Source organism: Streptomyces sp. S.PB5 (assembly GCF_030403745.1).
Taxonomy (GTDB): Bacteria; Actinomycetota; Actinomycetes; order Streptomycetales; family Streptomycetaceae; genus Streptomyces.
On the sequence record NZ_JAQMWP010000021.1, the window covers coordinates 55,179 to 75,196 of the forward strand.

Below are 20,018 nucleotides of genomic sequence, written 5' to 3' on the forward strand. Positions count from 1 at the left end.
CCTCCGCACCGCCGGCCGCTCCCGCACCACGCCGGGAGCGGCCGCTCCGTCCTGCCCGAACGGCCCACAGGACGGCCACCGATGAGCATCAAGGCATCGCCCGAGGTCAACGCGATGATCTTCATCCTCACCGGGGAGAAGCTCATCGACGCCGACGAGGACCTCGCCTACGAGAGCCGCAGGCCCTACTCCGGCCTGGGCCGCAAGGTGGACCGGCTGTCCTCGCTGATCGACAAGTCGGTCCACGACATCGCCGAGGTGATGCCGGACGACCTGTCCAAGTCGTACGCCAAGGCGATGGGCATGCTCATCGACGACGGCGGCAAGAACTACCTGCGCGAGTTCGCCGAACAGCTCGAGAAGATCGCCGAAGGCCGGCGCAAGACCTCCATGGACATCATGGAGTCCAAGTGGCAGGTCATCGCCGAGGTCATCCGGCTGCTCATCGAGATCGCCATCTACCTGGCGATGTCCTTCTTCACCGGCGGCGCCTCGGCCAGCCAGATCATGATGGCCAAGCTGCGCAGCCGGTTCCTCATCCTCACCACGCTCACCCACCTACTCCAGCGCCTGCACCTGGCGCCCTCGCTGACGGAGGCGTTCGCCGAGGCGTTCACCACCTTCGCGGTGCGGCTGGCGATGATGAACTTCGCCCCGAACGGCCGCCGTCCCGACGGCTTCGACTGGAACGACATCCTGAAATCCGCCGCATTCGGCGCCGCCGCGGGCTTCCTCACCAGCATCTTCGACGACATCGCGAAGAAGATCGTCAAGAGCTACGACAACAACTTCCTCAAGAACGGGCCCGACCTCGACTTCAAGCCCAACCCCAATCTGAAGAACACCCCGAACCCCGAGTTCAAGAACAACGGCCCCGGGCCCAATCCCAAGCCGGACCCCGACCCCGGACCCAACCCGAAGGACCGGCCGGACCCCGTGCCGAACGCGAACGGCCCGGGCCTCACGAACAACCCGCCGGTGACCTTCCGGAACGACCCGCTCTCCTTCCGGAACAACCCGAACCTGTGGCGCAACAACCAGATCCTGCGCAACAACGCCGACCGGCCGGGCGCGCTGGCCGGACACTACGGGATCAAGGGGACCTCCGACTTCCTCGCCGCCGGCGCCGGCGAGGCACTCGCGGAGATCCTGATCAAGGGCGCCTTCGACGGAGACTGGTCCACCAGCTGGTCCACCTTCGTCGGCGCGGGAATCAGCAGCCAGGTCGAGGCCACGCTCACCGACACCGCCCTCAACAGCGGCGCCGAACTGCGCCATGTCATCGACAAGTTGCGCAACCAGCCGCCCACCGTCTCCGTCGACTCCGGTGACACGGGCGACACCAGGGACGCCGGCACCCGCGACGGCGACTCCTCACGCACCCAGGACGGCGACGGCCCGGATCGCACCGGCGGCCCCTCGAACACCGACCTCACGGGCGGCGCCGGCTCCACGCGTACATCACCGACGCCCAGTACCGCGGACAGCCCGCCGCCGTACACGAGCCAGGACCCGCCGCTCTACACCACCCAGGCCCCTCCGCCGTACTCCCCGGGCTCGCTGCCCGCGACGGCCGCCGAGAACGCCCTGTGGCAGCAGGTCCACAGCGGCCCCGCCGACATCCGCGAGCAGGCCCTGCACGACATCGCCGCATTGCGCGGCGCCCAGCCGCCCGGCAACTCGGAGATCGAGGTCCGCGACAGCCTGCACGGCAACCTCTCGCAGGTGCCCGAGGTCCGCGTGGTGCCCGCCGGTGACGGTCCGACAGTCCAGGTCGACGCCGACGAGGTCCGTCGCGCCCTGGACGGCTTCGGCACACCTACGACGGTGGAGGACCCGATCGGCGGACCGGGGGCTGCGGAGAGCGACTTCGTCAGCACCTCGGACGTGGCCGTCCAGAACGGTGCAGACCTCAACGGCACGTCGGATGTCACTGTCCAGAACGGCAGGGAAGCCAACGGCACTTCGGAGGTGACTGTCCCAAACGGCAGCGATACCCAGGCCACTTCGGACGAGTCCACCCACAAGAGTGCGGACGGGACGGCCGAGCAGGAGGCACCGGGCCAGGCCGGCGGCAATCCCGTGGCGTCCAACGGGTCCCAGATCGCGTCCGGGACCAACACCGGCGCCCGGCCGGGCGGTACGCCCACGCCGGGAAGCACCACCCAGACTCCCTCCGGCGCGCAGCCCCAAGGCACCCGCACACCGGAATCCACGGCGATGCAGGACAGTCCGCAGATCGCGCAGGACGGTTCCGCGCAGCCCTCCGTGACCTCGGAAACCTCCCCTGCGCCGGAGACCACGTCCGACCCGGCGGAGAACTCCTCCGAGAACGTCTTCACCCCGCACACCGACCTCACCAACGCACCGCCGAAGGTGAGCACCCTCGGGTCCTACGCCGACACCGGAGACGTGGGCAAGGCGCCACCGCTGACGATCGTCGTCTCGGAGGTGTCGCCGCCCGGGGAGGGGTCCCCGGAGGCTGCCGACCTGCTGGACCGGGCCGGCACTGACCGGGCCGTCATACTGGGCCCGGCGGTCACGTCGGACGGGGCGGGGCGGCCGGTTCGCGCCGCCGTCGAGCTGACGCGGGAGGGACCGGGCGCGCCGATCCGCGTACGTCCGCTCACGGGCCCCGCGCCGACGCCGGACCACACCACGACGACCACGGTCACCACCGAGACGGCCGCCTTCCCCGGCGCGGACATCCTGCTGCCGCTCGCCGACGCTCTCGGCCCGGCACCCCGCCTGGCCACCCAGAGCACCACGACGACCGACGGCGACCCGGTGAGCACCACCACCGCTCCGCCGCCCGAGAAGGTGCTCACCGAATCCTCAACACCCGTGCGCGGCAATGGAATCGCCCTGGATTCCACGGTCCCCGCCGCGGCCAAGCTCGCCACCCTGTCCCGCCCCTGGACCGAGACGGCCACCGACCTGCACCTGGAGTCGGAACACACCGGCGGCACCGGCGGCAACGCGCCCGGCACCAGCGGCGGTCGCGGACCCGGCGACGACGGCACCCCGCCACCGCCGTCGCCCGAGACGCCGGACACCCGCACGCCCGCGCACCCCGTGGCCGCCCCGCCGCAGGGCCGCATCATCGTGCGGCCGGCGGACAGCGCGGACAACGAAGCCACCTCCGACGACGGCAACACCCCCACCCGTGAGCCCGCGGTCACCACTGTGGACGGCCACACGGTCCCGCTCACACAGCTGCGGCGCTGGGTGCCGGGGTCCGCCGTGAAACCGCGGCCGGGGCGGGCCGTCCAGACGCTGACCATCTCGCAGAGCGCCGCCGAGGACGGCACGTGGCGTGACGCGGGCCGTCGGGCGCTGCTCGGCCAGGACACCTTCCGCGGGGTACGCACCACTTCGGGCCCGACCCCGTCGGCACCGCCCCGCACGGTGTTCACCGGCCCGCCGACCGCCCTCCCCGGCGCCGGCTCCGACCAGGGCGCCGACTACTTCGTGGGGCACGGCACCCCCCGTACCGTCACGCTCGGCACCGACGACGCGGCACACCCCGCCGTCAAGGTCAGCGGTGTGCAGCTCGGCGAGGTGCTCAAGTCCTGGGCGCAGGACGGCGACCAGCAGCGGCCGCTCGTGCTGTTCTCCTGCGAGACCGGGCAGCAGCCGCTGGTGGCGGGGCTGCCGGTCGCCCAGCACGTGGCGAACCGCACCGGACGGTCCGTGTACGCCCCGACCACCGAGGTCGGCACGGCCCGGGACGGGGACGGAGATGTCCGCGCGGTACTCACCGAGGGCACGGACGGGCCGGGACGGTGGCGGCTGTTCACCCCGGAGCCCGGCGGCGCCGACCTGGACGCGCTTGCCCGCGACGCGGGTCTGCACACGGGTCCGGAGCCGGCCGACGCCTTCGCCCGGGCCCGTACCCTCCAGCAGATCCGCACCCTGCGCGACGCCCTCGGCCCGGACGCCGAACAGAAGCCGGAGAACCGGGAGTTGCTCGCCGGACTGGCGTACGTGGACGGGCTGCGCTGGCTCAGCCCGGACACCGCGGCCCGCTACGGCGACGGCCGGATGACGCCGGACCTGCTGCGCCGGATGGTCACCGACCGGCCCGGCGTCACGGTCGACCCGGCGACCGGACCGACGACGGAGCAGTACACCGAATTCCTGCGCGCCGCGGCCGAGCTGCGCTCCACCGCCGGACCCGGCACCACACTCGACGCCCTGCTGCCCCCGCCGCCGCCCGCGCTCCCGCCGGGCACCCTGGTCTCGCCGCAGGACGTGCGCGGGCTCACCTTCGCGCCGTCGGCGCAGATCACCTGGTCGCTCTCCAGTACCCCGCTGCCGCTGTCCGAGCTGGGTCTGAACGCCGAGGACACCGCCGAACTCGCCCGGCGCAGGCCCGATCTGGCGCCCGCGCCGAGCCGCCCGGAGAGCCTCGCCGAAGACCTGACACTGTTCAGCAAGGACGCCACTACCGCGGACAGCGTGCGGGCGGACGGCCGGGACTTCAGGCGGCTGGACACGCCCGGCGGCGGGAACTGCCTGTTCCGGGCGCTGCTCGACAGCGCGCGCAGCCAGGACGTACCGCCGGACTGGGCCACGCGCACCGTCGCCGGGCTGCGCGCACTGCTGCGTGATCGGATCACCGGATCCGAACTGGCCGCCGCGGCGGCCGAAGCCACCCCGGACCCGGTGCTCGCGGTGGTGGACGACCTGCGGATGACCGCGCTCGCAGGAGTGCGGAACGCCGACGCGCAGCGCAGGATCACCCAGCGCTGGAACGGCATCGCGCAGGCCGTCGTCAACGACGGCGACGCCCGGCGGTGGCGCCGCATCCTCCGCGACAGCGGCTATCCGCAACTCGCCGAGATCGCGCCCACCCCCATCGACGCACGACGGCTCGGCACCGACGGACTCATCGCCGCAGCGGCCGAACACGCCGGGCTGTGGGCCTCCCCGTTCGCCGACCTGCTGCCGCAGGCGCTGGCCCACACCCTCGACCTCGATCTGCGCCTCGTCCAGGCAGACCCGCACGCACCGGCCGGCACCCTCGTCACCCCCCTCCACCCCGGCGGCCGCGGCGGCACCCTGCACCTGGCCTACAACGGCACCGACCACTACGACGCCCTGGTCCCGGCCACCGCCCCGCTCACCCCCGTACCGGCCACGGTCACGGCCGGCGCGGACCCGGCGACCGACGAGCCGGAGGGCGACGACCCCTTCGGCGAGTGGCTGCGCGGCATGGGCGGGGTCACCGACCTGGACAGCCCCGACACCGAGACCCCCGACCGGGGCGACCCGGTCCCGCTGGAGACACAGCTCGAACGGTACCGCCCGGCCCGCCTGCTGACCGGGCCGGACGCCCGGCCACCGGGCTCGGCACCGCGCACCGTGACCTTCGAGGACGGCAGCCGGCTGCCCACCGTCCTCATCGACCCGGGCGCCGGTCCGGATCCGGACGGCGGCCCCGAGTCCCGCACCGACGGCACCCGCCGGAGCCGGCCGTCCGGTCTCTTCGCCGGCCCCGGCGTCCTCACCCTGCGCTCGCCCGAGCAGGTCGCCGCGGAGATCCTCGGGCAGCTGCCGAAGAAGCTGCGCGACCAGTTCGACGAGGCGGAACTGCTGCGCCTGCTGACCGACCAGCCCGGCGCCTTCACCGCCCCGCGCGGCGCACGCTTCGTGGGCCGGGAGAAGTCCGGCGTCGGCCACGAGATGACCGTCGAGGCCATCCCGTACCACCGCTGGGAGCGCTTCTCCGAACCGAACGGCGGCACCACCCGCCTGGACACCATGCGGCGCGGCCAGGCCGGCACGGGCGGCGGGCGCAGTGTCGGATCCGGACGCCGGATCGCCGCCGCGCTGGGCATGGGCCCACCGCTCAACTGGCTGCTGAAGATCGGCGTCTCGCTGGGCTGGACCCGCCGCACCGACTACTCCCTTGGTTCCCAGGCGTACCACCAGACCGAACATCGCGCCCACGAGGGCTCGCACCTGCACCTGGACGACGTCCACTACCGGGTGCGGGTGGAGCGCGTCACCGAGGCGCCGAAGACGACGGGCGCCGGCACCACGCCCGCCACGGGACCGAGTTGGCGGCGCAACCAGGTGCACACCGCGCAGTTCGCCATGCGGGACGGCCTGAGCTGGCGGCTGCCCGACGACCTCACCGTGCCGTTCACCGGACCCCGCCGGGCACCGCAGACCCTCACCTTCCCCAACGGGATCGAGCCGCGGATGACCGACACCACCGGACTGCACCTGGTCGACCCGCCGGAGGACATCGCCCTCGCCATCTCCGGCGCCCGGCCCGGCAGTTCGGCGCACCGCACACTGATCTCGTTCGTGCGTCCCGGGCGGCTGCTCGCCCTGTTCGGGCGGTTCTCCGGGCCGGTCAGCGGGCCCGAGCTGACGCGGGGGAGCGGACAGCATCCGCTGGGGCACCTCGTCGTGGAGCGGTCGATCCCGCACCGGGCCACCCTGGTCGCCGAGTCGGTCAAGGCGGAGCTGCGCGACCTCACGCAGACCACCTACCAGAACGAGCGCGGCCACGTCCGCGACACCCGCTTCGGCGTCCAGATCACCGCCGGGCCCAACCACACCCTCGTCGGCCCGGAGACCGACGTACGCCTCCAGGGCGGGCCGCTCGTCCGTGCGGACCTCAGCTCCGGGCGCGGCCACTACCTCGGCACCGACGCGGCCCGCAAGACCACCGGCCGACTGCGCAACCACCCGGTCGCGCTGTACCGGGTGGAGCGCACCCTCATGGTGCGCAAGGCGGGCGAACCGGCGTCCGCGGCCCGCCCGGTGCGGGTGGTCAGCCTGGACTGGATCTCCACCCAGGACGCGCGCCGACTGGCCGGCTGGGACAGCCGTACGCCCGGACGGACGGGCCCGAACCCGGACGCCGAGCCGCCGGTGCCGTGGTATCTCACCCGGGAGGACCCGGTACACCTCAGCGGCCAGGTGCGCGCCGAGGGCTTCCGGCCCGACCGCCCGCAGAACGCCGTACCGAGCGACGGACAGACCCAGCAGCCTGGTCCGCCTCAGAACCAGGACGGGCAACCCGCTCCCCAGGACCCCCTGCGCGCCTTCGCCGACTCCGTACTGGACACGCTGCACCGCTCGTACCCGTCGCTGTTCGTGCCGCCGCTGATGCTGCGCCACCCCCGGCTGGCGCGGTTCTGGTACGGCGACGGCCGGATGCGGACCGCGCTGCACAACGACCGTCAGGTCCGCGAGGCGCTCAACCGGCCCAGCCTGGCGCAGAGTCTGGACGACCTGACCACCACCGGCGTGCCGGTCACCCTCACCGAGGACGGCAAGGTGCGCCGCGGCCACCACACGCTGATCCTGCGGGCGAGGCTCACCGACCGCCGGTTCGAGACCACCATGAGCGAACGCTCCCTGCGCAACGCGGTGATCGGCACCGAGGTCTCCGGCCAGGGGCAGCAGGCGTCCATCACCCTGTCCGGCGGTGTCGAGCTGGGCGTCTCTCCGCGCGACCACGACAAGGTGCCCGAGGCAGGGGTACCGCGCCAGACCGGCAACGTGTCCGTGGGCGCCCGGTACGCCAGGACCGACCAGAAGGCCACCCGCAGCACGGCCACGGTCACCCACGACCACCTGATGTTCCAGAACGGCGCCGACCTCTACAGCTACCAGGTGGAACTGGGCGCCTCGTTCGAGGGACACCGCCGCCCGCGCGGCTGGGCCCGGCTCGCCTCGGTCGGCCTCCTCGGCGCCGGCGTCTTCGTCAGCAAGGTCGAGGAGCGGCCGCTGTTCAACCGGGGCAGCGAGACCGTGGGCCGCGTGGAGCTGGCCGTGCCCGCGGCGCACGGCTCCGACCGGCACGCCCCCGCCGATCCGCCGCCCACCGGACCGGCACCGGCCCCCGCACCGGTGCGCCTCTCCGCCGTCGAGGCGGACCAACTCCTCGACGGCACCCGGCCGTTGCCGAGGACGGACTCGGCCAGTCAGCGTCTCGTCCGCCGGCTGCTGCGCGCCCCGCACGTGGTGCTCAGCACCGAGGGCGGCGCGCAGCGACAGCAGCTGGTGCAGGACACCGCCGACCGCGCCTCCGGCACCTCCTGGCACGTCAGCGCGCCCGGCGCCCCGGTGCGCAGCGCACTGCGCCGGGCGATGGCCAACCTCCACGTGGCCGGTCAACTCGGGCAGTACCTGGGCCCGTTCGGCTCCCGCATCACTGGACTCAACGGCGCCGGACCGCTCCAGACCCACTACCTGAAGGCCGCGGTCCGCGGCGAGCTGGACAACCTGCGGGTCAAGAGCGACCCGAAGGCGGCCAGCCTCGAAGCGACCATCGGTAACGAGCATCGCGTCGCCGGCAGCGCGAGCACCGTGTCGCGCACCACCCTCGGCGTCCAGGGCGCCGACATGCCGCTCCAGCAGGCCCCCGGCGGACCGGCGGTGGTGGGCTCCTACTCGACCGCCCTCCAGTACGCCTGGGGCAAGGGCCGCAGCGTCGCGCAGACCCTCACCCGGGGACGCAACACGACCCTCACCTACGCCGGCCGGATGTACCTGGTGGTCGCCGACGCCGCCGAGACCGTCGCCGTACGGGACCGCTGGACGGCTGCCATGGGCACCGTGGGCACCCGCGTCGGCTCCGGGATCAGCTCCGCCGCCGGACGGCTGTCCGAGGGCCTCGGCCGCGCACTCGCCCCGCGCCGGGCGGCCGCTGCGCTCCAACGGGTCCGCGACGCGGTGATGTTCCACCTGCCCATGCAGGACGTCATCGAGGCCGGGCTCGCCCCCGACGGCCTCGGTACCGACACCCCGCGCAACCTTGGCCGCGGCTACCGCGTGCCGCCCTTCCTGCGTGGCCGCCGCTTCCCGAGCCACCCGAGCGGCCAGCTCGACGCGAGCCATGCCGCCCAGCAGCTCATGGAGCAGATGACGAAGATCGGCGTGCCCTCGCACGACCGGGAACAGGTCCTCCAGCGGCTCTCCCCGGACTTCCTGCGCGCCCATCTGCACGAGCTGACGACCGACGGAATGACCCTGCCGGTGCGCTACCGCACCTGGCGCAGCCCGAGCCGGCTGCCGGTCGGCGGCAGCCCCGGACAGGTCCGGTTCAAACTGACCCCGGTCTCCACCACCGTGGAACGGCTGCGCACCGGCTTCGAGTTGGAGGACTACCGCACCACCGCCCGCGACAACTCCGGCAGTTCCTCCCAGGACCGCGGCGCCGACGTCACGCTCGCGACCGGTCAGCGTGCGGCGGAGAGCGGAATCCTCCTCGCCAACCCCTCGCTCCAGGGCACCGCTGCCAAGCAGCGTTCCAGCACCCGGACCGAGACCACCGGCAACACCTCGATGCCGAACATCGCCACCACCCAGGCGCACGCGGAGATCGCCACCAGCTACCGCCTGACCGTCACCATGACCGACGCCTCGGGCGAAGCGTTGTCTCCCCGGGCCGGGACGTCGGTCGGCACCCTCAACGAGATCGTTCCGGCCGGCCTGCTCACCCCGACCCGTGACGGCACCGACGGCATGCTCACCGAGGAGGACGTGCCCGAACCGGAGCGCGCGGTGCAGATGCTGACCGCCGACCAGGCACGCCCGCAGGGCATCGCCGCCTGGCGGAGCGGTGACGACGGCACCGGCAACGCCGACCCGGACGTGCTGCCCTTCGACGACCGCATCGGCTCCGGCATCCTCGCCGTCGACATCCGGGGCGCGGCCAACGTGCAGGACGCCCTGACCCTCGCCACCGCCCGCGCCGACGGCATGGGTGACAGCGACCTCGGACGCCGCCACACCGGCAACGTCCTCTCCGAACGCGTGCGCATGGCCCGCCTCACCCCGCTCACCGGCCTCGGCACCGCCCCCGCACAGGCCCAGCAGGAGGCCACCACACAGGTCGGCCTCACCGCCGGCTTCCGCGAGGCGCTCGGCACGAACGGCTCACAGCTCCCCGCCCAAGCCTCCGCCCGTCTCTTCGGCCAGTCCCACACCGCGGACTCCCGCCTCTACGCGAAGATGCACCGCACCGGCGCCCGGCTGCTCGCCGTCGAGAGCAAGCCCCGTATGGAAGCCATGCAGCGCTCGAAGACCTCCGACGCGCTGGAGGCCGGCATCACCGACAACGTCGAGGGTGTGGTCGGCACCTCGCCACTCGCGGGCAACAGCAACGCGGGCGTCACCAATCCGGGCGCCTCGGTCCCGATCGGCGGCGCGAACGACGGAACCGGCCTCAAGAGCACCGTCGACACCACCCTCGGCACCCACCTCAAGGTCGTCACCGACCGCAGCATGCTCTTCGCGATCCCGGTGAGCTGGCTGTCCGTGGCCGAAGTGGACCACCACCTCACCGACAGCCGCCCGCTGCACGCGCTCGGCAAAGCCAAGCGCGGCCCGCGCGCCGCCGAGGCCGAGACCACCGCCCTGGTCTGGCTGCGCGAGGACATCGCCCGCGACTACGGCCTCCTGGACGACACCACGTTCCCCGACGAGGTCGGCGCGGCCTGGGACGCCATGGCCAAGGCGGCCGGCGACCTCGCCGCCGCCGAGAAGGGCTACTACGACGCCAGGGCCCGGGCCCGCGAGACCTGGCTGGACCTGACCGCCGAAGAACAGACCGCACTCGGCGACGACCAGCCCGACCAGCCGACGGTCCTGCCGCAATCCATGGCCCAGTCCCCGGCGGTCGCCGCCTGGCAGGCCGCCCGCGAGGAGGTCCGCCGCTGGCAGGGACACACCGACTCCGCCGCCGCGGACCACCACCGGCTGCACCTCGCGGCATCCCGCCTCACCGCCCACCACCAGGGCCGGGCGACGGTCCCGGTGCCCGACCGGGCGCAGGAGTACACCGAACCGGCCTGGCGCTCCGAGGCGCCCGAGCCGTACCGGATCACCGACGCCACCGACTCCGCCTCGCGCACCCTCACCTCGCCCGACGGCACCACGGTGCGCGAGGTGCACGACATGCCGCACGACGGCGCCTCCTTCTTCCACGCGCTCATCGCCGTCGCCCAGGACCGCGGCCGGCTGCCCCACCTCCTCGGCACCGACCTCGCGGCCCGGTTCACCGCCGCCCCCGGCGACCCGGCCGTCACCGAACGGGCCGTCCGGGCCGCCCGCAACCGCCTCGCCTGGGAACTGGGCGAGAACCGCAACGAGGACCTGCTCGACACCCTCGCCCTCGATGCCGCGGACACCTTCACCCAGGACGAACTCGACTTCGCGCAGGTGCGGCTGACCCCCGCCCAGCAGGCCGAGTTCGACGCGTTCGGCCGTCTCCCGCAGACGCTCTGGCCGACCCCCGAGCAGCGGGTGGCGCTGGCCACCGCCGCCATGCTCCGCCCGTTCACGAGCGAGCCGCCGCAGGGCGACACCGAGCCCGCCCCGCCGGAGCGCCGCGCCGGCGACCACGGCGGCGCCGACCTGCTGCCCGCCCTCGCCGCCCGGCTCCTCGGCACCCCGGTCACCGTCGTCACAGGCGAGGGCCGCGAGCAGCGCTTCCTCCCACACGGCACCGACCCGGCCGCCGTCGACCCGGCCACCGACCCCGTCCTCTTCGCCGCCGACGGCTACTTCCACGCCGCGCTCCCGCCCGGCACCCCGCCCCCGGTCGCCACCCCGCTGCCGGCGAGGGGGACCACGTCCGGCACCGGCACGGACACCGGAACCCCGGACACCGGCCGCACGGACACCAGCCCCGCGCACCGCAGCCACGCCACCCCGCCCTGGCATCCGCCCGCCGAGAGCACCGGCCCGCGCTACCGTCTCGCCCGTGACGGCGTCCTCACCGCACCGGACGGCGCCACCTACACCCAGGGCACCCCCACCGGCCGCGGCAACGGCTTCTTCGCTGCGCTCTCCACCGCCCTGCACCACGCGGCACAACAGCCCGGTCTGGACCGACACGAGGCGACACGACTGCGCCTGCGCGCCGGCACACCGCCCGCCCGGCTGATGCGCCTGAACGGCCTGCCCGGCGCCCGGGCCGAACACGACTCGCTGTTCACGCCACCGCCCCTCACCGTCCGCCCGGGCGCACCCGCACCGAGCCAGGACGCCCGCGACGGACACCTGCGCCGCCATCTCGCCGAGGCCCCCTGGGGTCCCGGGGCCGACCGCGCCGTGGCCGAGTGGGCCGCCGCCGCGACGGGCACCACCGTCACCCTCGTCGAGGAGAACGGCACCGCCCACACCTACCCCGGCCCGTCCGGTGCATCCGGTCCGCACCTTCGACTCCGCCGCCGCGGCGGCGACTTCGTCCCCCTGATCCAGCGCACCCCGGCACCTGCCCCGACGCCGCCGGCCTCCGAGAGCGTCCCGGCGCTGTCGGACCAGGACCCGGCATCCGTCCCCCTGCCCGTGTCGCCGACCGGCAGCGACCTCCCGGGCATGCCCGGCGAGGAGGAGGCGTACGACCTCAGTACGCTGTCGGGGGCGGGTGAGACGACGGACGCGGGCGCTGCCTCGGACGTCGAGATGGACCTCGACTCCGGTGCCGACAGCGAGCGGGCGGCCGTCGAGGCGGGCCCGGAACACGCATTCGCGGTCGAGTTCGCCGACCTGCTGGACGAGACCGAGCTGCGGGCCGACGCCCTGCTGGACGTGGTGCGACGGCGTCACGCACAGCTCGGAGGCTTCCCGGATGTGGCGTTCGACAGCGCCTTCACCGAGCACACCGGGATCGGCGTGCCCGAGGCCCTGGACCAGGTGGAGCAGGCCGGCCGGCTGTCGTCCGAGGAGTACGAAGCGCTGCGGGAGGCGCTCGGCCTGGGGATCGGCGTCCCCTTCACACAGACGACCCCGCCAGGCACCTCCCAGCGGGACCGCGAGGTGACGCTGCGGATGCTGGACCGGGTGGCCCGCCTGGTGAAGGAAGCGCTCCGCAAGCCGGACCGCCGGGCCGACGCCCAGGTCACTCCGCACATCGCCGTCACGGTGCTGCCGGACGGATCACTCGGCATCGCCGGCAACACCGGCGCGAAGGCACTCACCGCCGACGAGGCCGCCTTGGTGGAGCAGGAACTGCGCTGGTTCGTCTCCGGACAGGAGCCGGGCGGTACGCAGCGGGTGCGGGAACTGGAGCAGTGGTCGAGGGACGAGGAGTCCCACCGGCAGTGGTCTGCTCGGCTGGACCAGGAGGAGCGGGAACTCGCCGACCGGTCGGCCGAACAGGCGCAACTGCGGACACAGCTGGAGGAGCAGTACGAGACGGGGGAGTGGGACGACGGGCTTCAGCAGCAGTGGGACACCCTGCTGGAGGACGAGAGGGCCGCCGGGCAGGAGGAGCGGCGTCTGACGGGGGAGCGGCAGCAGTGGCGAAGCGACGAGCGGTGGCTGGCGCGCAGGCGACCCGGTGTCGCACGGGACGTGCGGGACCGTACGAAGCTCCGGGCGCTGGCCACCGGCTGGTACCGGCTCTACCACCCGGACTCACCCGAACTCGACCTCGTCAAGAGGGCGTTGGCCAATCCGCGCATCCTCAACGTGGCGGGCCAGGATGGCACCCCGGCACCCGGAACACACGGCTCCGAGCACGGCGAGCTGACCCTGCTCGGGCACTGGGTCGCGCACTGGGAGAACAACCCCGGAGACCCGAACGCGCCCCAGACGCTGCCGCTGGGCGGGTTCAAGATGGCCTGCGCCTCCTGTGACCTCGCCTACCAGGCCGTCAACGAGCACATCGGAAGCACGCTCGGCTACCGGGTGCAGGCGTCCGGCACCCACGGAATGTTCTTCCCCGGCTGGCGCATGCCGCAGTGGATGCGGCAACGGCCCCAACTGGTGCAGCACATCAGGGACAACGCCGAGAGCATCGGCGCCTACCTTGACCAGGGCGGCGTACTCCAGGGCGAGCGGACCGAGGGCACGCACGAGCAGAATCCCGACGGGTCCTCGTCCGAGTACGAGTCCGGCGACGAGGCCATGGACACGGACGCCATGCCCGACTCCCCGGCGCCGGGCACATCCCCGCGGCTGCCGCGGACCCTGTCTCCCGGCCCGGTGGAGCCCGCCGCCACCCCGCCGGCCCCACGAGGCCCGCGCGACAACCGGCCCCGCTTCGTGGTGCGTTCCGGCTTCGACGCCCGCCGGTTCTCGTACGGCGGCCAGGCGGTCACCGACCTCACGGTGCGCCTGGCGATCCGGGGGCCGGAGAGCCAGGCCGCACAGGTACGCCGCCAACTTGCGGCGGGCGTGCGTCAGTTGCTCAACGACCCCGCCCACCGCCTGCCCAACGGCGACCGGCTGCACGTGACCGTGGAGCATGTGGACCTCGCCGAGTCGCCCCACCTGACCGTGGACCTGGTGGGCCGGGACCGGGCGATGGACCAGACGACGTGGTGGGCGGACGCGTCACCGGCCCACCTCGTCCACGAACTCACCCACCAACTCGGCCTGCGCGACGAGTACCGGGACGCCGACTCCCCGCACCGCCCCCACATCCCGGGCAGCCTCCTCGGCGCCTTGGAGGAGCAGCCGGAGGACGCCTCGCTCACGGCCGCCGGTCTCCGCGGGCGGCACCTGGCCCTGATGAGCGCCCTGATCGGGGACGTGACGCCACAGCCGCAGCAGGAAGCCCAGACCTGGGACGCAGCCCGTACGGCCGCCACGCCCGTCCCACGCGAGTCGGTCTGGGTCGACCCGGTCTCGCTGCCCAGAACCGGGTCGGCCGAGACCGGGACCGATGTCCCGGCCCGCATGCCGCAGGACGCGACCATCACCCCTTTCAGGTCGGGCAACTACGAGTTCACCAACCTGAAGCACACCAACGAGACGTACCGCGACAAGGCCGTCCGCATCATCGACCTGCTGCGCAAACACGACACGATCCGGGACTACATCGGCGGCCGCCCCTGCCGCATCACCCTGCATCTGCGCACGACGGAGACCCCGGCCGACGTCACCGACCGAGGCGAGGCCGGGGTCGACATCAACCTCGCGAGCTACTACTTCGAGAAGTACGACATCGGCTACATCATGGGCATGCTGGCCCACGAGATCGGCCTGCACCCCCTCGCCTCCCGGAACACGAACATCCCCGACGAGGAGTCGATGTTCGAAGGAGTCCCGCTCGCCGTACCCGGACTGACCGACCTGAAGACGCCGCGCACCATGAGCACCGAGGGCGCGGGCCAGGCCGACCACATCATGGCCGCCTTCCCCAGCAGCACCCGGCACGGGATCTACCGCGACATCGTCGTGAGGATGGCCGGCGTGCTGGCCGAGGACGCGCTGGCGCGGGAAGAGGGCGCCAAGGCCAAGGACGTCACGGACCTGATCGACACCTACCTCATGGACCTGGCGACCATCGCGGTCACCAACGACCGACGCAAGGACGCTGCCTGGGAGCCCCGCTACACGGCGAAGGTCTACAACGCCTACAAGGAGATGTTCGCCGCGCAACTGGCCGACGACAGCCCCGTCCGCCCGCTGCTGCCGGCCGACAAGAGCTGGTACAACGTCACCCGCAACTTCCTCGGCCTGGGCACCAGCTTCACGTTCAGCAACCAGGGCGACAGCATCCAGACCGGCACCGGCCCCGACGAAGCCCGCCCACGCCTTCCCCGTCCTGCCACCGGCACGGCACCGCGGCCAACCGATGCGCCGCAGCGCCCCCGCGACAACCGGCCCCGCTTCGTGGTGCGTTCCGGCTTCGACGCCCGCCGGTTCTCGTACGACGGCGAGCCCGTCACCGACCTCACCGTCCGGGTCACCCTGCGCGGCGCAGACGCACATGCGGCCCAGGTGTACGACCGACTCACCGCGGGAGTGCACGAGTTCCTGAACAACCCCGGCCACCGGCTCCCCAACGGGGACCGTCTGCACGTCACCGTGGAGCTGGTCCGGCCGTCGGACTCCCCGCACCTGACCGTGAACCTCGCCGGACGTGACCGGGCGATGGACCAGACGACATGGTGGACGGACGCGTCACCGGCCCACCTCGTCCACGAACTCACCCACCAGCTGGGCCTGCGCGACGAGTACCGCGACGCCGACTCCCCGCACCGCCCCCACATCCCCGGCAGCCTCCTCGGTGCGCTGGACGAGCAGCCCGAGGACGCGTCCCTGATGCCCGCCGGCCTCCGGGGCCGGCACCTGGCCCTGCTCGGCGCACTCATCGGCCCCGTGGCCCCCCACGCTCAGCACGAGGACCAGACCTGGGAGGCGGCCCGCACGAGCACCGCACCGGTCCCGCGTCAGTCCGTCTGGGTCGACCCGGTCTCCCTGCCCAGAACCGGGTCGGCAGAGGCCGAGGCCGGGACCGACGTCCCGGCCCGCATGCCGCAGGACGGAACGCTCACTCCCTTCAAGTCGGGCAACTTCGAGTTCACCAACCTGAAGCACACGAACGAGCGGTACCGCGACAAGGCCGTCCGCGTCATCGAGCTGCTCGGGGACCACCCGACGATCCGGGACTACATCGGCGGCCGCCCCTGCCGCATCACTTTGCACCTGCGGACCACGCAGACCCCGGCCGACGTACGTGACCTGGGCGACGAGGGCGTGCAGATCAACCTCGCGAGCTACTACTTCGAGAAGTACGAGATCGGCTACATCATGGGCATGCTGGCCCACGAGATCGGCCTGCACCCGCTCGCCTCCCGGAACACGAACATCCCCGACGAGGAAGCGATGTTCGAAGGAGTCCCGCTCCCAGTGCCGGGGCTCGCCGACCTGAAGACACCCCGCACCATGAACACCGACAGCGCGGGCCAGGCCGACCACATCATGGCCGCCTTCCCCAGCAGCACCCGGCACGGGATCTACCGCGACATCGTCCTGAAGATGGCCGAACTGCTGGCCCAGGCCGCGCGGGCCGGTGTGGAGGGCGCCAGGGCCAAGGACGTCACGGACCTCATCGACTGCTACCTCATGGACGTCGCCTCCATCGCGATCACCAGCGACTACCGCATGAACGCGGCCAAGGAGCCCGGCAACACCGCCAAGGTCTACAACGCCTACAAGGCCCTGCTCGCCCAGCACATGGCCGAGGACAGCCCCGCCCGTCCCCTGCTGCCCGCCGACAAGGGACTGTTCGGTGTCGTGAGGGATTTCGCCCAGCTCGCCACCAGCCTCGCGACGAACAACCGCGGCGACAGCATCCAGCAGCCCATCGCGACGGACGAGGCCCGACCCCGGCTGCCGCAGGGCACGCAGACGCCTCCGCAGCAAACCCCGGCCGCAACACGGCCGTTGAACGGCACACGCGACCAACGCCGCCGCTTCGTGGTGCGGGCCGGCTTCGATGCACGGCGGTTCTCGTACGAGGGCGGGCCGGTCACCGACCTCACCGTGCGCCTCGCGATCCGGGGCCCGCAGGACCAGGTCGCACAGGTGCGCGACCGGCTCGAGGCGGGAGTGCGTGAGTTCCTGAACGCACCCGAGTACCGCCTGCCGAACGGGGACCGTCTGCACGTCACCGTGGAGCTGGTCCGGCCGTCGGACTCCCCGCACCTGACCGTGAACCTCGCCGGACGTGACCGGGCGATGGACCAGACGACATGGTGGACGGACGCCGACCCGGTCCAGCTCGTCCACGAACTCACCCACCAGCTGGGCCTGCGCGACGAGTACCGCGACGCCGACTCCCCGCACCGCCCCCACATCCCCGGCAGCCTGCTGGGCGCTCTGAGCGAGTCCCCCGAGGACTCCTCACTCGCCGCCGGCGGCCTCCGAGGCCGACACCTGGCCCTGCTCGGCGCACTCATCGGGGACGTCACCGCTGCCCCCGCTCAGGAGACCGCGCAGACCTGGGACGCGGCCCGTACCGCAGCCGTACCCGTCCCGCACAAGTCGGTGTGGGTGGACCCGGTCTCCCTGCCCGAGCAGGCCGACGGCACGGCGGCCGACGGAGTCCCGGCGCGCGTGCAGCAGGACCAGAACACCCAACCGGCGCCCGCCTACGTGCCGTTCTCCTCGGAGAACTTCGAGTTCACCAATCTCAAGTTCACGGACGACAGATACCTCGCCAAGGCCGTCCGCATCATGGAGCTGCTGCGTAAGCACGACACGATCCGGGACTACGTCGGCGGCCGCCCCTGCCGAATCACCCTCCGCGTGCGCACGACCGAGACCCCGGCTGACGTGATCGACCGTGGTGCGGACGGCGTGGACATCAACCTGGCCAGCTACTACTTCGAGAAGTACGAGATCGGCTACATCATGGGCATGCTGGCCCACGAGATCGGCCTGCACCCGCTCGCCTCCCGGAACACGAACATCCCCGACGAGGAAGCGATGTTCGAGGGAGTCCCGCTCGCCGTGCCGGGCCTGACGGACCTCAGGACACCCCGCACCATGAACACCGAGGGCGCGGGCCAGGCCGACCACATCATGGCCGCCTTCCCCAGCAGCACCCGGCACGGGATCTACCGCGACATCGTCGTGTCGATGGCCCGGATCCTGGCGCAGGACGCGGTGAACGGGGCAGAGAACGCGCAGTCCAGAGACGTAACGGACCTGATCGACTGCTACCTGATGGACCTCGCCTCGATCGCGGTGACCAACGACCACCGGATGCAAGCGGCGACGGAGCCCAGCTACACGGCGAAGGTCTTCAACGCCTACAAGCAGGCACTCGTCGCCCAGTTGCCGGCCAACTCCCCGCTCAGGGCCCTCCTTCCGTCGGACAAGAGCATGTTCGGGGTGATGAACGACTTCCGTCGCATTGGCACTTACATCGCGATCAACAACCGCGGCGACAGCATCCAGCGGACCGACCCGACCTGATCCCGCCGGGCCATGTCAGCCCCTTCGGTGGCTTGGCCCAGCGGCAGTGACAGAGTGGTGTTGGCCGACGGGCCGACGTCCGTCTGGCGTACACGGGTGAGATCGCGTCGGGCAGAGCCCTGTTCCGGACTCGGACCTCGTCGATGCGACCGGTGAAGAACGCCCGGCTGTACGCAGTTCGTACTCCACCGGGCTGCGCATGCCCAGGGGAGTACCTGCGTTGCCGGCGAACGAACAGGGCAAGCGGCTGAAGTGGGTTCACCGGTTTCCCGATGCTGTCGAGCACTTTCAATTCTCCGCGGTCGATGAACGAGGACCTGCCGCTGCTTGCCCGCGAGCTCGAGTTCACCGTTGAGGAGAATGCGGTCTACGACGCGCGGGTCGCCCACCAGTGGGCACCTCGGCCGCGGATCACCGTGCACGGCACAGGTCCCGCGGCGCGCAATGACCTCGCGTGGTTCGAGGCCGTCTCAACCGCCACGGGCATGTGGGCGACCGCTCCCGGCGTCACGATCACCCTCACGAACGGGGCTATTCTCGCGCCCCCGCAAGAAGTATCTGCTCAGCGGCTTGCCCGTACGACTGTCGAGTTCGAACGCGTCCCCGTCGTGGAGCACAATCGCCCGAAACCGGTCCCGCTTCGGCTCGCAGTGCATGCCCTGCGGCATTTGTTCCAGGGACTTGGCGAGTACGGGGTTCACGGGCGGCGGCACAGACAGATCCATGCTCCGGCTCCTGAGCGGTCCGCGGCATGGCTTGGGACGGGCACAACGGGCAGGTCAAGGAAGCGGGATCGAGCGCAGGGCGTGATGGGTCCTCGGCTCGACGACGGCATGGCCAGAGCGGTCTTCGGGCGCGATGAGCGCGGGGTGTTCGCCGCCCCTGGAGTGTGGGTACGGCGGCGACATGCGCGGCACGGCGGCTCCGGTTGCGTCCGGGCCGGCGTGCAGGTCGACCGTGAGCACGCGTCCCCTGATGCCGTTGTTCCCGGGGTGAAGGTCACGAACCGCCCACCGGTCAGCTCGGCTTCCTCCGTGGCGGTGTCGCAGCTCCACAGCCTGCGGGGGTGGTTGAGATCGTAGGCGTTCCAGGTACCGGTGCCCGGGTCCTCCGGGGTGTCGAACAGCACCAGCACACCGTCCAACGAGATCACACCGCGTTCGGGCTTCAGGCCCGGGGCGTCGGCGACGGTCCTTCGCGGCTCGAGCGTGACCGGGTCGAGACGGCGGAGGGGCGGGAGGGCGTCCCCGGCAGTATCCGAGCTGCCTGCGCACACCAGGTAGCCGCCGCTGGAGATCAGGCGACAACCTCACCACCCTGTCCTTGCC

Annotated in this window: 1 protein-coding gene; it reads left to right on the forward strand. The window is 72.3% G+C overall.

Going from position 1 to position 20,018, the window contains the following annotated elements; all coding sequences use genetic code 11:
- The first annotated feature begins 81 nt into the window (after positions 1 to 81).
- Positions 82 to 18,690, forward strand: a complete 18,609-nt coding sequence (locus tag PH203_RS40260) for a hypothetical protein (RefSeq protein ID WP_289926907.1) — start codon at positions 82 to 84, stop codon at positions 18,688 to 18,690.
- The last annotated feature ends 1,328 nt before the right edge of the window (positions 18,691 to 20,018 follow it).